The organism is Pseudomonas sp. R9.37, assembly GCF_963878885.1.
Lineage (GTDB): Bacteria > Pseudomonadota > Gammaproteobacteria > Pseudomonadales > Pseudomonadaceae > Aquipseudomonas.
Map to the genome: position 1 here is coordinate 90,643 of NZ_CAWNZA010000006.1, position 14,441 is coordinate 105,083.

The 14,441-nt window shown below is 59.1% G+C and carries 14 protein-coding genes; 8 read left to right on the plus strand and 6 right to left on the minus strand.

Going from position 1 to position 14,441, the window contains the following annotated elements; all coding sequences use genetic code 11:
* Positions 1-42: 42 nt before the first annotated feature.
* Positions 43-1,263, minus strand: a complete 1,221-nt coding sequence (gene sstT, locus AACU78_RS04885; RefSeq protein ID WP_106580097.1) for a serine/threonine transporter SstT — start codon at positions 1,261-1,263, stop codon at positions 43-45.
* A gap of 239 nt (positions 1,264-1,502) precedes the next feature.
* Here sstT and AACU78_RS04890 point away from each other — a divergent pair, with 239 nt between their 5' ends.
* Positions 1,503-2,660: an MFS transporter gene (locus AACU78_RS04890; protein ID WP_106580098.1), complete on the plus strand. Its 1,158-nt coding sequence runs from the start codon at positions 1,503-1,505 to the stop codon at positions 2,658-2,660.
* Positions 2,661-2,664: 4 nt separating this feature from the next.
* Here AACU78_RS04890 and nhaR read toward each other — a convergent pair whose 3' ends face one another.
* On the minus strand, positions 2,665-3,567 hold the full coding sequence (nhaR, locus tag AACU78_RS04895) for a transcriptional activator NhaR (protein ID WP_106580099.1): 903 nt from the start codon (positions 3,565-3,567) through the stop codon (positions 2,665-2,667).
* Positions 3,568-3,701: 134 nt separating this feature from the next.
* On the opposite strand from nhaR, the gene AACU78_RS04900 reads away from it, so the two are divergent.
* The 4 genes from AACU78_RS04900 to mnmH all read left to right on the plus strand — a co-directional run bounded on the left by AACU78_RS04900 (position 3,702) and on the right by mnmH (position 6,964).
* A complete protein-coding gene (locus tag AACU78_RS04900; RefSeq protein WP_106580100.1) occupies positions 3,702-3,953 on the plus strand; it encodes a hypothetical protein in 252 nt (83 codons plus the stop codon).
* Between the two features lie 28 nt (positions 3,954-3,981).
* Positions 3,982-4,731, plus strand: a complete 750-nt coding sequence (locus AACU78_RS04905) for a TerC family protein (protein ID WP_106580101.1) — start codon at positions 3,982-3,984, stop codon at positions 4,729-4,731.
* Between the two features lie 95 nt (positions 4,732-4,826).
* Positions 4,827-5,861 (plus strand): selenide, water dikinase SelD, encoded by a 1,035-nt coding sequence (gene selD / locus AACU78_RS04910; RefSeq protein ID WP_106580102.1) that lies wholly within the window; start codon positions 4,827-4,829, stop codon positions 5,859-5,861.
* Entirely contained in the window at positions 5,861-6,964 is a 1,104-nt protein-coding gene (mnmH, locus tag AACU78_RS04915) for a tRNA 2-selenouridine(34) synthase MnmH (protein ID WP_106580103.1), read from the plus strand. The genes selD and mnmH overlap by 1 nt, the downstream gene beginning before the upstream one ends.
* A 130-nt stretch (positions 6,965-7,094) precedes the next feature.
* On the opposite strand, the gene AACU78_RS04920 is transcribed toward mnmH, so the two are convergent.
* Positions 7,095-8,150 (minus strand): permease, encoded by a 1,056-nt coding sequence (locus AACU78_RS04920; RefSeq protein WP_106580111.1) that lies wholly within the window; start codon positions 8,148-8,150, stop codon positions 7,095-7,097.
* A gap of 58 nt (positions 8,151-8,208) precedes the next feature.
* Positions 8,209-8,910: a histidine phosphatase family protein gene (locus tag AACU78_RS04925; protein ID WP_106580104.1), complete on the minus strand. Its 702-nt coding sequence runs from the start codon at positions 8,908-8,910 to the stop codon at positions 8,209-8,211.
* Positions 8,911-9,161: 251 nt separating this feature from the next.
* Between AACU78_RS04925 and AACU78_RS04930 the strand changes: the two genes are divergently transcribed.
* The 3 genes from AACU78_RS04930 to hemB all read left to right on the plus strand — a co-directional run bounded on the left by AACU78_RS04930 (position 9,162) and on the right by hemB (position 11,811).
* Positions 9,162-9,860 (plus strand): glutathione S-transferase N-terminal domain-containing protein, encoded by a 699-nt coding sequence (locus tag AACU78_RS04930; RefSeq protein ID WP_106580105.1) that lies wholly within the window; start codon positions 9,162-9,164, stop codon positions 9,858-9,860.
* Between the two features lie 17 nt (positions 9,861-9,877).
* The gene (locus tag AACU78_RS04935; protein WP_106580106.1) at positions 9,878-10,720 is read left to right on the plus strand and encodes a PhzF family phenazine biosynthesis protein; all 843 of its coding nucleotides are present in this window, start codon (positions 9,878-9,880) and stop codon (positions 10,718-10,720) included.
* Between the two features lie 116 nt (positions 10,721-10,836).
* A complete protein-coding gene (hemB, locus tag AACU78_RS04940) occupies positions 10,837-11,811 on the plus strand; it encodes a porphobilinogen synthase (protein ID WP_106580107.1) in 975 nt (324 codons plus the stop codon).
* A gap of 135 nt (positions 11,812-11,946) precedes the next feature.
* On the opposite strand, the gene AACU78_RS04945 is transcribed toward hemB, so the two are convergent.
* Entirely contained in the window at positions 11,947-12,261 is a 315-nt protein-coding gene (locus AACU78_RS04945; RefSeq protein ID WP_106580108.1) for a contact-dependent growth inhibition system immunity protein, read from the minus strand.
* On the minus strand, positions 12,258-14,441 hold a 2,184-nt coding region (locus AACU78_RS04950), incomplete at its 5' end, for an RHS repeat-associated core domain-containing protein (RefSeq protein WP_146151469.1). The genes AACU78_RS04945 and AACU78_RS04950, both read right to left, overlap by 4 nt.

Below are 14,441 nucleotides of genomic sequence, written 5' to 3' on the forward strand. Positions count from 1 at the left end.
TTGTTCTTGATCGAACGCCCCGGGCTTTTTCATGCCTGACGGTTAAGCCAATTGCTCATCCTTGCCCAGGCACGCCGCAGCAGTAAACAGCACATCGGTGGACGAGTTGAGCGCGGTTTCTGCCGAATCCTGCAGCACGCCGATGATGAACCCGACGGCCACCACCTGCATGGCGACTTCGCTGGGAATACCAAACAGGCTGCACGCCAGTGGAATCAACAGCAGCGAGCCACCGGCCACACCCGACGCCCCACACGCACAGATCGCCGCGACTACGCTGAGCAGCACGGCGGTCGGCAGGTCGACGGCAATGCCGAGGGTGTGAACCGCTGCGAGTGTCAGCACGGTGATGGTGATTGCCGCACCGGCCATATTGATGGTGGCGCCCAGCGGAATCGACACCGAGTAGGTGTCTTCATGCAGGCCCAGGCGTTTGCTCAGCGCAAGGTTCACCGGAATATTCGCCGCCGAACTGCGGGTGAAGAAAGCGGTGATGCCGCTCTCACGCAGGCACATCAGCACCAGCGGGTACGGATTGCGGCGCAGTTTCCAGAACACGATGGCCGGGTTGACCACCAGCGCCACGAACAGCATGCAGCCGATCAGCACCATCAGCAGGTGAACGTAGCCGAGCAGGGCGCCGAAGCCGGAAGTGGCCAGGGTTGAGGCCACCAGGCCAAAGATGCCAAGCGGTGCGAAGCGAATCACCATGCGCACGATCAATGTCACGCCGTTGGACAAATCCTCCAGCACGGTGCGGGTGGTTTCACCCGCATGACGAATCGCGATGCCCATGCCGATGGCCCAGGCCAAAATGCCGATGAAGTTGGCGTTCATCAGTGCGCTGACCGGGTTATCCACCACACTGAGCAACAGGCTTTGCAGCACCTCGCCGATGCCGCCGGGCGCACTGACGCTGGCATCGTGGGTGGCGAGCACCAGCATCGAGGGGAACAACGTGCTGGCAATCACTGCGACCACGGCGGCAGCGAACGTGCCCAGCAGGTACAGAAACAGGATCGGCTTGATATGGGTTTCCTGGCCGTGTTTATGACTGGCAATCGATGCCATCACCAACACGAAGACCAGAATCGGCGCCACGGCCTTGAGCGCGGCGACAAACACCTTGCCGATAAAACCGGTGGCCTTGGCCGCCTCTGGCGCGAACAACGCGAGAAGGATGCCGGCGACCAGGCCGAGGATGATTTGCGTGACCAGGCTGACGCGAGCCAGTCGTTGCAGGAGGGAAGGGGCAGCAGTCATAAACACATGTCTCTATTTTTTTGAAGGCACAGCGGCGCAGGCATAACGGGCTGTAGGACGCGGGGCGCGGAGTCTAGCACGCTGTACAAAGTGTTCCGTGTGATGCGGCATTCGGTCACCCGCGCCTGCGGGCCTTGGCCAAATCCCGACATACTCTGTTAACATTCTCGCCTCTCACCTTTCCTATCCGTCAGCGAGCCCCTCGGGCTGTCGTTGATGTCGTCGTTTCTGGAGTTTTCATGCTGTTTCCCATCCTGCTGCTGTCGGCCGCCGGCTTCACCGTGCTGACCACAGAATTCATCATCGTCGGCCTGTTGCCGTCCATTGCCCGGGACTTGGATGTCACCGTGTCCCAGGCCGGGCTGCTGGTGACCTTGTTTGCCTTTACCGTGGCGGCGTTTGGCCCGTTTCTCACGGCGTACTTCGCGCGCTTCGGGCGCAAGCGTTTGTTCATCAGCATTCTGATCATGTTTGGCGTGGCCAATACGGTGGCCGCGCTGGCGCCGAATATTTGGGTGATGGCAGTGGCACGGTTGATCCCCGCGTTGGGGCTGCCGGTGTTCTGGGCCTTGGCCAGTGAAACCGCAGTGGATATCGTTGGCCCTGAATACGCCGGGCGCGCCATCGAAAAGATTGGCTTTGGCATCGTCTGCGCTACCGTGTTCGGCATTCCAGTGGGCACATTGATTTCGGACATGTTCGGCTGGCGCACCGCGTTCGCGATCCTCGCCGTGGTGGCGTTGGCCAAGGCGTTGCTGCTGTTTATCTACCTGCCGGTGACTAAGCCGAAGAACGATCAAGTCACCCTGCGCTCGCAGTTCAAGATCCTGCGCAACCCGGTGATGCAAGGCCATATTCTGCTGTCGATCCTGGTGTTCAGCGGCATGTTCACCGCTTACACCTACCTGGCCGACATCCTCGAGCGCCTGGCCGGGTTCGACGGCACCCTGGTGGGCTGGTGCCTGATGGGCTTTGGCGCGGTCGGCCTGCTCGGCAACTCCCTGGGCGGGCGCGCAGTGGATCGCCACCCCTTGATCGCCTCCATGGTGTTCTGCGGGTTCATGATCGCAGGCATGGTGGCCTTGGTTCCGGCAATTCATTCAACGATTGGCCTGGCGGCGGCGATGGCCGTGTGGGGCGTGACCCAGGCGGCGATGTTCCTGGTCAGCCATGTGCGGTTGATGAAGGCCGCGCCCCATGCCCCGGCGTTTGCCGCGTCGTTGAATATTGCTGGCGCTAACCTTGGGATCGGCTTGGGCGCAATGGTCGGCGGGCATGTGATCGACACCCTCGGCCTTGGCAGCCTGGGTTTTGCGGCGTCCGGTTTTATCCTGGTGTCGATCTTGCTGGCGCTGTGGCTGATGACCGCCAAGCAACCGGTCGTATCCCACGCTTGAACCCTCAGGGCAGGGCGGTAAACAGCTCGCGCCTTGCCCCTTCGGTAATCGCCACAATGCCGGGGTGCTTGATTTTGCGTTCCACCGAGATCGCGTAAAACGACTCGGTGACCGCATCGGTCTGGCCCATCAGTGCCACGCCATACTGGCGCACCACCTCATCGGCAATCACGCTGGGGGCAATAAAAATGCCGCTGCCGGATTGCCCGAATGCCTGCATCAAGGCGCTGTCGTCGAACTCGCCGATGATCTTCGGTTGGATCTTCTGCTCGGCAAACCAGCGCTGCAAGCGGCTGCGCACCACCGTCTCGGCTCCCGGAATCAACAGCGGTGCGCCCTGCAAGCATTGTGGGAAGTCGCCGCCATACCTGTCAGCCAATGCCTGGGTGGCGAAAAAACTGATACCGCATTCGCCCAGCTTCTGGCTGTAGCCCTTGATGTCCAGATGTGTGGGCATGGGGCTGTCGGAAATCACCAAGTCCAGGCGCTGGATCGCCAGGTCGGCCAGCAGGCGGTCGAGTTTATCTTCGCGGCAGGTGATGCGGATCGGTTCGCTCAGCTCCATGGTCGGCGCGATCAGCCGGTACACGATGGATTTAGGCACCACGTCCGCGACGCCGACCCGGAACAGGATCTGCTGTTCGTTTGGCTCTGCGCGCAGCAACGCCTCCAGCTCATTACCGGTCTGGAACATCTGCTCGGCGTAGGGCAGGGCGCGGCGCCCGGCCTCAGTCAGTTCCAACTGGCGCCCGACGCGTTGAAACAGCGCGATGCCAAAGGTTTGCTCAAGCAGACTGATCTGACCGCTGATGGTCTGCGGCGTGAGGTTCAATTGCTCACAGGCGCGCACGATGCTGCCGGTCTTGGCCACCACCCAAAAGTAATGCAGTTGTCGGTAATTGAGCATCACGGTCTACACTTCGTAAAAAACGAAGTATACGTCAGAAAAATACGAATTTTCCTGAACTGTTCGCCTGCATAGAATGCCTCGCTATCGAGGGGCCACTATTTGGACCCGCTGGTTCTAACGAGGAATACATCATGAAACTCAATTCCCTGGGCGCCGCGTCCTTGCTTGCGCTTTCATTGGTAATGGTCAGCGGCTGTGATCAGGTGGAAAAAAGCGCCCAGCAAGTGCTCGGCAAGGCCACTGATTCCGCCAAGCAAGCCATCGATGACACCCATAAGGCCGCCGAGCAGGCATTGAGTGAAGCGACACAAGGCTTGATCAGCCCGCAAAAAAAGGATGATCAGGAAGAAAAAGAACCCGAATCGAACAGCAAAGAAGCCTAACTTCCCAGCACAACGTCAGGACTGACCTATGGATTACCTTTTACAACTGGCCGCCAGCCCCACCGCCTGGATCGCACTGGCCACCTTGATCGTGATGGAAATCGTGCTGGGCATCGACAACCTGATCTTTATCTCGATTCTCACCAACAAATTACCCGAGAAGCATCGGGCCAAGGCACGCCGCATTGGTATCAGCATGGCGTTGGTATTGCGCCTGGGCTTGTTGAGTACCATCGCGTTTATCGTGCAGTTGACGGCGCCGGTGTTCGAAATCTTCGGCCAGGCGTTTTCGTGGAAGGACATGATCCTGATCGCCGGTGGCCTGTTCCTGGTGTGGAAGGCGACCACCGAAATCCATCACAGCATGGACCCCGAGCCAGAGGCGAAAGAAACCGTCAGCAATGCCGTGACCATTGGCTTCGCCGCGGCCATCGGCCAGATCCTGCTGCTCGACCTGGTGTTCTCCATCGACAGCATCATCACCGCCGTGGGCATGACCGAGCACTTGCCGATCATGATCATTGCTGTGGTGGTTTCGGTGATCGTGATGCTGGTGGCGGCTGAACCGCTGGCCAAGTTCATCAACGACAACCCGACCGTGGTCATGCTGGCCCTGGGCTTTTTGATCATGATCGGCATGACGCTGATCGCCGAAGGCTTCGGCGCCCATGTGCCAAAAGGCTACGTGTATGCGGCCATGGCGTTCTCGGCAGCGATTGAGTGCTTGAACATTGCACGACGCAATCGCCACCAGCGTTTGCTCGCCGCGAGGCAGTAACGCCAGAAACACAAAAAGCCGGCTGAGCTCACAAGCGCCCAGCCGGCTTTTTGCTGTCTGATAGAATCTGCGCACTTGTTACCTTGAGGTCCACCATGAACGAGCCGATTCGCCTCACCCAGTACAGCCACGGCGCGGGTTGCGGCTGCAAGATTTCACCGCAAGTGCTGGAAGTGATTCTTGCCGGCAGCGGCGCACAGAACCTCGACCCCAACCTGTGGGTCGGCAACGCCTCACGCGACGACGCGGCGGTGTACGCCATCGATGACGAGCGCGGCGTGGTCTCCACCACCGATTTTTTCATGCCGATTGTCGATGATCCCTTCGACTTCGGCCGTATTGCCGCCACCAACGCAATCAGCGACATCTACGCCATGGGCGGCGACCCGTTGATGGCCATCGCCATTCTGGGGTGGCCGGTGAATGTACTGGCGCCGGAAGTTGCCCGCGAAGTCATCCGTGGCGGCCGTTCGGTGTGCGACGCCGCCGGTATTCCGTTGGCCGGTGGGCACTCCATTGATGCGCCAGAGCCGATCTTTGGTCTGGCCGTCACCGGCATCGTGCAAAAACGCCACATGAAGCGTAACGACACCGCCACTGCCGGCTGCAAGCTGTACCTGACCAAGCCTCTGGGCATCGGTATCCTTACCACTGCCGAGAAGAAGGGCAAACTGCGCGAAGCGGATATCGGCCTGGCCCGTGACTGGATGTGCACGCTCAACAAACCTGGTAGTCGTTTCGGCAAGTTGGCCGGCGTAACCGCCATGACCGATGTCACTGGTTTCGGTCTGTTGGGTCACCTGGTGGAAATGGCTGACGGCAGTAGTCTCACGGCGCGCATCGAATACCAAAAGGTCCCACGCCTGGCCGGGATCGAGGACTACCTCGATCAGGGCTGCATGCCCGGTGGCACCTTGCGCAACTTCGACAGTTATTCGAGCAAGCTCGGGCGCCTGCAAGAACTGCACAAGCGCGTGCTCTGTGACCCGCAAACCAGCGGCGGCCTGCTGATCGCCGTTACCCCCGAAGGCGACGCCGAATTCCACACCGTGGCCGCCGAACTGGGCCTGAGCCTTGAGCCCATCGGCGAACTGGTTGAGCGACAGACTCACGCGGTAGAGGTGTTTTGATGGCGACTGACATCACCGACTACCGCGACATCTTCCTCAACGACCGGTCAATGATGGATACCCGCGCGCCGATCGAGTTCACCAAAGGCGCATTCCCCGGTGTGGTCAACCTGCCGCTGATGACCGACGACGAGCGCCAGCGGGTCGGTACCTGTTACAAACAGCAAGGCCAGCAAGCCGCTATCGTGCTGGGGCATGAACTGGTGTCCGGCGCGATCAAGGCCGAGCGTATTGAACAGTGGGCGCAGTTTGCCGAGGCCCACCCTGACGGCTACTTGTACTGCTTCCGCGGTGGGCTGCGTTCGCAGATCGTGCAGCAATGGTTGAAGACCGAAGCCGGTATCGAGTACCCGCGAGTCGGCGGTGGCTACAAGGCCATGCGTACTTTCCTGCTGGAAACGCTGGAGCAGGCCACTGCGCAGTGTGATTTTGTGCTGCTTGGCGGCATGACCGGCACCGGCAAGACCGAAGTGCTCGGCCAATTGCGCAACGCATTGGACCTGGAAGGCCACGCCAACCATCGCGGCTCCAGCTTTGGCAAGCGCGCCACCGCGCAGCCGTCCAACATCGACTTCGAAAACCGTTTGGCTGTGGACCTGCTAAAAAAACGCGCGGGTGGTATCGAGCAATTCGTGGTCGAGGACGAAAGCCGCATGATCGGCAGCTGTGCGCTGCCGTTACCCTTGCACCAGAGCATGCAGATGTTTTCGATGGTGTGGTTGGAAGACAGCGTTGAAGGCCGCGTAGAACGAATCCTGCGGGATTATGTGGTCGACCTCTGCGCCGAGTTCATTCAGGTGTTTGGCGAAAACGGTCAGGCACTGTTCGCCGAGCGCTTGACCCAGAGCCTGGCCAATATCCATAAACGCCTGGGTGGCGAGCGCTTCCAGCGGCTGCAGGCGATCTTGCAAGATGCCCTGGCGGAGCAGGCCCGCAGTGGTGCCGTGGACCTGCACCGGGTGTGGATCGAAGGTTTGCTGCGTGAGTACTACGACCCGATGTATGCCTTTCAGCGAGAACGCAAAGGTGCGCGGATCGAGTTTGCGGGCGAGCAGGGCGCCGTGGTGGAGTACTTGCGCGAGCGCAGTGGCAAGGCAGAATAATCAGCGGTGGTTAAGGGCCTCTTTTGCGAGCAAGCCCGCCCCGGCATTTCGACCACGTTCCTATCGGATAAACGCGGTCAAATGTGGGAGCGGGCTTGCTCGCGAAAGCGCCTTTAACCTCACCCGAAATCTACAGGATGACCGCCCCGATCAACCCGCACACCACGCCCACTACCATGGTCAGCACGGCCACCGTCACCAGCACTCGCGCATCGAAATCCTTGCGCAGCATCAACAGTGACGGCAGGCTCACGCTCGGTAGGGTCATCAGTAAGGCCACGGCCGGGCCGGTGCCCATGCCCAGGGTCATCATGGTTTGTACGATAGGGATTTCGGCGGCTGTAGGAATCACGAACAGCGTGCCGACGATTGCCAGTGGCACCAGCCACATCAGGCTGTTGGCCATGGCCCCATCGACATGGGGAAACAGCCAGACCCGCGCGGCGCCCAGTACCAGCACGGCAATGATGTAGATCGGGATCGTGCTCCAGAACAGCTGCCACAAGGTGCGCAACCAGCGGCTCAGGAACGGTTGCGATTCGCTGAGGCTGGCGTCGGCGACCGCGTTCAATGCGGCTTCGGGCACCTGATCGGGCCGGGCAATGCGCTGTGCCACCAACGACACCCCGACCACCAGCACAATCCCCGCCACCAGCCGCAATGCGGTAAAGCCCCAGCCCAATACAAAGCCCATGAACACCAGCGTCGCCGGATTCAACACCGGGTTAGCGATCCAGAACGCCAACGCCGCACCCACCGACACGTTTTGACGGCGCATGCCCGCCGCCACAGGTGCCGCGCAGCAACTGCACATCATCCCCGGCAGGGCGAACAGCCCACCGCGCAGGGTCGAACCCAGCCCGGCACGGCCAAACAGGCGCAGCAGCCAGTCGCGGGGAATCAACACTTGCAGCAGCGAACCCAGAATCACCGCCAGCACGGCAGCTTTCCAGATCGCCAGGAAATACACCTGGGCGTAGGCCAGCGCGGCGGTCAGGGGCGCGGTTTGCTGGTCATTGAGAATCGAGGCACCGATGCTGTGGTTATCCGCCGCGACGAATGCCTTGAGGTAGTAGGGCGACCATTTCACGTAGTAGAGGCCGATGCAGGCCACCAGCAGGAACAGCGCTGGTTTCCACCAGAACGACCAGCCCCGGTTGGGCTGGGTGGAGAGGAGGTTGGGCATGGTGCTGATCCGCAGATGATTCAATAGCGACGCATCATACGCTTGTGCCGCGCCGGCTTCAGATATCTGCGCTGACCTGAGTTGCATCCGGGCATGTCTGCTGGCCGTTATCCAGGCCTTGCTTGTAGTTGCGGCTCAGCAGCGACGCCTTGCCGTTGTGCCAGGTCAGCGTCAGCACATACAGCGTGTCGAAGTCACTGCCCGACCAATCGTCGGTGATGGTGTGTTTTTCACCCGAAGCCTCACTGGCGACTTTGTTGATCAATTCCGGCAGGTAGCCGTGGGACCAGGCGGTGTAGATGATCGCGTTGTGATACTTGTCTTCCACCAGTTCGTCGGCGAGGGCGCTGGTGTCGTTGGCCGAGAATTTGATGTTCACCGGCAGGCCCAGCTTGATCGCGCTGGGGCTGATGGTCATCAGTGGTCGAATGTAGCTGTAGGAATTATCGTGCTCGCCTTCCTCGACATTCCGCGTCGGGTTGGGCGCAAACACGAAATTGGCTTTGCCGAATTTCTCCGGCAGCACGGTGGCCAGGTTCATCGCGCGGTTCAGGCCCTGGCAATTGAGCTGGCCGAGGCCGCCGACGGGTTTTTCGCCGTGGCGCAGAAATACCAGGGTTTGCACGCCATCCACCGGGCCAGCGCTGCTGATGCGCGACTCCAGGCTCAGGCCGATGGCGCCGCCTGCCAAAAGCAGCGGCAACATGATGTATGAATAACGTTTAAGGCGTTGCGCAAGGCACAGAGGCTTGATTGTCATTAGGTTCGAGTCTTCAGTGCATCGGATTAAGGCGGACAAGCCGGGACCCAGCGACGCATCCGGCGTCCTGCGGTTATTCCGTGTCGTTGTAACAGGGTGTCTCCTTTCACCGTAATGGCGCACTTAAGAGTGCATATCGGCATTTTGGTTCGCCTGCGCGCACGATAGCGTGGTTATGTTGCGCAATGATGACCCATGCAGGACGGCGGTGGGGTGGCTATCATGGGGGCTTTCCGCCTGGGGATTTCCCGATGAATGCACTCGCCGCTTTCCCGATAAACAGCAAATGGCCCGCCCAGCATCCGGAGCGTTTGCAGCTGTATTCGCTGCCCACGCCCAACGGCGTCAAAGTGTCGATCATGCTTGAAGAGCTGGGCCTGCCCTACGAGGCGCACAAGGTCAATTTCGAGACCCAGGACCAGTTGTCCCCGGAGTTTCTGTCCCTGAACCCCAACAACAAGATTCCCGCGATCATCGACCCCAACGGCCCGAGCGGTCAGCCGCTGGCGTTGTTCGAATCCGGTGCGATCCTGATTTACCTGGCGGAAAAAACCAGCCAGCTGCTTTCCGAAGACCCGGCCACCCGCTATGAAACCCTTCAATGGCTGATGTTCCAGATGGCCGGTATCGGCCCGATGTTCGGCCAGGTCGGGTTCTTCAACAAATTTGCCGGCAAGGCGTACGAAGATAAACGACCGCGTGATCGCTATGTCGCCGAGTCCCGGCGATTACTGGAAGTGCTGGAAAAACGCCTGCTGGGCCGCACCTGGATCATGGGTGACGAGTACAGCATCGCCGACATCGCCACCTTTCCGTGGATTCGCAACCTGATCGGCTTTTATGAGTCCGGCGATCTGGTTGGCATCGCCGACTTTCCTAATGTGCTGCGCGCGCTGGACGGCTTTGTCGCACGTCCGGCGGTAATTCGTGGTTTGAACATACCTGCGTGACCCGAGAGCGTTGAAGCATGCCGACTTTTGATTTCAAGCAACTGGATGTATTCAGCAGCGTTTCGCTCAAGGGCAACCCACTGGCAGTGGTGCTGGGCGCCGACAGCCTCACTGACCAGCAGATGGCCGATTTTGCTAACTGGACCAACCTGAGCGAGACCACGTTTTTGCTGACGCCGCGTGATCCTCGGGCTGACTATCGGGTAAGAATTTTTACCACGCTCACAGAGCTGCCGTTCGCCGGGCACCCGACGCTGGGCAGTTGCCATGCCTGGTTGCAGGCGGGCGGCGTGCCGAAGGGCGATGAGATTATCCAGGAGTGCGAAATCGGCCTGGTGCGTGTCCGTCGTGAAGGCGGCGAGTTGGCGTTCATTGCGCCGCCGTTGTTGCGCACCGGCCCGGTGGATGCACCGCTGCTTGAGCGCGTGCGCCTGGGTTTGGGCCTGGCGCCCGAAGCCATCGTGAGCAGTCGATGGGTCGACAATGGCGCGGGCTGGCTGGCGGTGATGTTGGCCGATCGTGACCAAGTGCTTGCTTTGCGCCCGGACTACTCGCAACTGCACGGTCTGGCGATTGGCGTCATTGCAGCTTGTGACCCGGCGCGCGACGCCGTGGACACGCACTTCGAAGTCCGCGGCTTTATCGCCGGCGACGGCGCTCAGGAAGACCCCGCCACTGGCAGCCTGAATGCCGGTATCGCCCAATGGTTGTTGAGCGAGGGGCTGGCGCCCGATTGTTACGTGGTCAGCCAAGGCACGGCCATGGGGCGCGCCGGGCGTATACGGGTGGAGCGCCATGGCGATGAAATCTGGGTCGGTGGTGCGGTTGCGGTGTGCATCGAAGGGCGAGTACAGCTCTAGATCAATGAATTGTTACGAGCTGCGCAATACACTGTTGGCCCCTTGGCGTTTGTGCTGCCGGGGCCAAGGGGCATAAGCTTTCGCCCCAACTATTTCTGCCGCTATTCAGGACAGCCATGACCAGCCAGTTCCCCCAAGCCCGTCCACGCCGCCTGCGCCGCTCTGCGGAGCTGCGTGGCTTGTTCCAGGAAACCGAATTCACCCTCAACGATTTGGTACTGCCGATTTTCGTCGAAGAAGAAATCGACGACTTTGCGCCGATCACCAGCATGCCGGGTGTGCAGCGTATTCCTGAAAAGAAATTGGCCGCTGAGATCGAGCGCTATGCCCGCGCCGGGATCAAGTCAGTAATGACGTTCGGCGTGTCCCACCACCTGGACGCCAACGGCAGTGACACCTGGAAAGAACGCGGCCTGGTCTCGCGCATGTCCTCGATCATCAAGGACGCCGTGCCGGAAATGATCGTGATGTCCGACACCTGCTTCTGCGAATACACCGACCACGGCCATTGCGGCGTGATGCACGGCGCCCACGTCGACAACGACGCGACCTTGGTCAACCTCGGCAAGCAAGCCGTGGCCGCCGCCCGCGCCGGTGCTGATGTGATCGCACCGTCCGCCGCCATGGACGGTCAAGTCCAAGCGATCCGCCGCGCCCTGGACGATGCGGGCTTCACGCATATTCCGATCATGGCCTACTCCACCAAATTCGCTTCGGCCCTCTATGGCCCGTTCCGCGAAGCCGGCGGCAGCGCGCTCAAAGGCGACCGCAAAAGCTACCAGATGAACCCCATGAACCGTCGCGAAGCCGTGCGCGAATCGCTGCTCGATGAGCAGGAAGGCGCAGACGCGCTGATGGTCAAGCCAGCCGGTGCCTACCTCGACATCATCCGCGACATCCGCGAAGCCTCGCGTTTGCCGGTGGCGGCGTATCAGGTGAGTGGTGAGTACGCGATGATCAAGTTTGGTGCCCAGGCAGGGGCGATTGATGAGGCGCGGGTGGTGCGCGAAACGTTGGGGTCGATCAAGCGTGCGGGTGCGGATTTGATTTTTACTTACTTTGCGATGGATTTGGCGTTGGCGGGGATTTGATTTGGCCTTGTGATCCTGTGGTGAGAGAGGTTGCTCGCCGCAGGTTTTAGGCTGTTCTTCAGAGAAGCATCTTTCTCTGGTGGTGAGCTAGCTTGCTTCCGCTGGGCTGCGGAGCAGCCCAAAAACTACCATTTTTTATTTGACTGTTTTAAGTAAGTGTTCATCGAATTTGTTGACTATATGATTCAGCCATAGCGGTCCGGATGCCCATTGGTTCGGATAGTAGTAGTAGCAGCTATATTCATACAATAATTTTTCTTGAAGACCTAACTCATTTTTATAAGAGCTTATCAGCTCTAAGATTTCCTGTTTTACTGTGATGATTACATCCCAAGATGAGTCCAGTAGAAATGACTCGATAACCTCATCAGCGGATGAGTGTTCTTCCGCCCAGTCCTGGTTGAAATAGGCTCCAAGAAACTGTTGGAGCTCTGTGATTTGATCATTCATTTTTCTGGGTATCCGGTTAGCAATAAATAGCCATCTGGCATCTTTGGAGCGCGTTTTAAAACCAATAAAAAACTATAGACGGGTATGGATTTTTCAGTGTCTTTTAATATGCTAACTCCTACGGGTTGGCTTGAGCTGTCTTTAATTATGAGTTTGCTCTTGTTTCCGTTTATAAAGTTTATTATTTTTTGTTGGTGGTTCGCCAAGCTTCTAGAAACTATAGCTTCAGCCTCCTCGAGAGTTTTGAACGTAGATGACGCTGGAATATTAGGTTCTGACTCGAATCTTGCCAGTAGCTGTTCATCTGTCCTTTCGACATGCTTTCTAATTAGGTGCCCCCCTGCCTTCTCGTGTGTCGTTAATATCCCAGCAGACGCAATTTTTTTCTGATTGCCCGTTGAATCGGGGCAGTCTCCAAGCTTGCAACTTAGTCCTAGTGGGTCAACCCACCCTGTAGGATTGGGCGCGTACCGGTACGCGTTGATCCCACCTGCCAGCTTCACAGGGTCGGGTGTCAGGTAGCGACCGATATCCGGATTGTAATAGCGATGTCGGTTGTAGTGCAGTCCGCTTTCTGGGTCGAAGTATTGGCCTTGGAAGCGCAGCGGGTTGTCTATTTTCCCGACGTCTAGACGGGCTATTTCACCGTAGGCGCGGTAATGCGCTGACCAGACGATTTCGCCGTCGGGGGCGGTGAGTTCCTGCGGGGTGCCGAGGTGGTCGAGCTGGTAGTGGAAGGGCTGGGTGTCTTTCGGGCCAAAACCTTCCAGCAGTGCTAAGGGCCGAAAGCTGTCCGGCTCGTAGATATAGCTGCGATGCCTGTCCGCGTGATGCTCCGCAACCAGCTTGTCGCCTTGCCAGAAAAACTCCGTGATTAGGTCGTCGACGGTTTTGCTGATACGCCGACCAAACGGGTCATAACGATAGCTAGCCGTTTGCCCGTTTGGCTGGGTGATACCAATCAGGCGGTGCTGACAGTCGTAGCGATATTCGGTGACAAGTTGATGGCCTTTACCGCGCCGTTGGCGGATCAGATTGCCGAACGCGTCATAGTCATAATGATGATCGCCCTGAATCACCAACCGATTTCCCGCCACGATGTCCGGACCGGGTCGGTCCTGCATCAGCAGGTTGCCGGCCGGGTCGTGGCCGAAGCGCTCTTGCACGTCTTGCGAGTGATCCGCTCGAGTCAGGCGGGCGAGGGGATCGTAGTGGTAGTGGTGTTCACCTTTGCGCGTATCGAGCAGGCGGGTGAGGTTGCCGGATTTGTCGTAGTCGTAGTGGCGGCGGTAGAGCTTGTGCTCCTGTTGAGTGACTGCGTGGGCGTGCAGGCGGTTTTGGTCGTCATAGTCGTAGTGGCTGAGGAGCTGGCCTTGTTGGCGTTGGCGTTCTTTTCCGGTTTTGAACAGGTGAGAGGTGAGGGTTTTGCCGTTCAGCTCGACGGTGGCGAGGTGGCCGCTTTTGTCGTGGTTGAAGGTGAGGCGGTTGTTATCCGGCAGCCGCAGGTTTTTCAGTTGGCCACAGGCGTCGTAGCCGTAGCGTAAGGTGCCCCAGCCTTGGTGGTCGGCGGTGAGGCGGTTTTGGGCATCGTATTCGTAGGCTAACGCCCAATGGCCGTCGTCGACGCTGAGGAGGTTGCCTTGGCGGTCGTAGGCGTAATTAACAACTTCGCCGTCGGGCAGGGTTTTTCGTACGAGGCGGCCGGAAGGGTCTCGCTCGTAGCGGGTGACTAGCTGACTACCATCGTCACCGTGTTCGGTCTTTTCCAGCAGGTTGCCGTTGAGGTCGTAGACGTAAGCCGTACGCTGACCATCAAAACCGGTTTCCTGCTTGATCAATCCGTTGGGGTGGTAGTCGAGTTGGTAGGTTTCACCGACTTCGTTTTCGATCTCGGTCAGCAGCAACCGGGTGTTGTCGTAGCGGTAGTTGACCTGGGTGCCGTCAGAATTAATGCGGCGGCTGATGAGGTGTAGGCCGTCGGCGTATTCGTAGCGGGTGACGTGGCCCAGTTCATTACGTTCAGAGGTGATTTTTCCGTAGGGGTTGTGGCTGAATTCCCGCGTTGCGCCGCCAGGAAGTACGACAAGAATCAACCGGCCGACGCTGTCCCACTGATACTGGGTCAGCGCCCCATGCTCATCCTCACGCGCAACCTGTCGCCCAACATCGTCATAGCGATA

What these genes read in the sequence shown, in the direction of transcription:
- sstT (WP_106580097.1), bottom strand. Translation starts at nt 1,263, where the DNA reads ATGACTGCTGCCCCTTCCCTCCTGCAACGACTGGCTCGCGTCAGCCTG.
- mnmH (WP_106580103.1), top strand. Translation starts at nt 5,861, where the DNA reads ATGGCGACTGACATCACCGACTACCGCGACATCTTCCTCAACGACCGG.
- AACU78_RS04890 (WP_106580098.1), top strand. Translation starts at nt 1,503, where the DNA reads ATGCTGTTTCCCATCCTGCTGCTGTCGGCCGCCGGCTTCACCGTGCTG.
- hemB (WP_106580107.1), top strand. Translation starts at nt 10,837, where the DNA reads ATGACCAGCCAGTTCCCCCAAGCCCGTCCACGCCGCCTGCGCCGCTCT.
- AACU78_RS04925 (WP_106580104.1), bottom strand. Translation starts at nt 8,910, where the DNA reads ATGACAATCAAGCCTCTGTGCCTTGCGCAACGCCTTAAACGTTATTCA.
- AACU78_RS04905 (WP_106580101.1), top strand. Translation starts at nt 3,982, where the DNA reads ATGGATTACCTTTTACAACTGGCCGCCAGCCCCACCGCCTGGATCGCA.
- selD (WP_106580102.1), top strand. Translation starts at nt 4,827, where the DNA reads ATGAACGAGCCGATTCGCCTCACCCAGTACAGCCACGGCGCGGGTTGC.
- AACU78_RS04930 (WP_106580105.1), top strand. Translation starts at nt 9,162, where the DNA reads ATGAATGCACTCGCCGCTTTCCCGATAAACAGCAAATGGCCCGCCCAG.
- nhaR (WP_106580099.1), bottom strand. Translation starts at nt 3,567, where the DNA reads ATGCTCAATTACCGACAACTGCATTACTTTTGGGTGGTGGCCAAGACC.
- AACU78_RS04935 (WP_106580106.1), top strand. Translation starts at nt 9,878, where the DNA reads ATGCCGACTTTTGATTTCAAGCAACTGGATGTATTCAGCAGCGTTTCG.
- AACU78_RS04900 (WP_106580100.1), top strand. Translation starts at nt 3,702, where the DNA reads ATGAAACTCAATTCCCTGGGCGCCGCGTCCTTGCTTGCGCTTTCATTG.
- AACU78_RS04920 (WP_106580111.1), bottom strand. Translation starts at nt 8,150, where the DNA reads ATGCCCAACCTCCTCTCCACCCAGCCCAACCGGGGCTGGTCGTTCTGG.
- AACU78_RS04945 (WP_106580108.1), bottom strand. Translation starts at nt 12,261, where the DNA reads ATGAATGATCAAATCACAGAGCTCCAACAGTTTCTTGGAGCCTATTTC.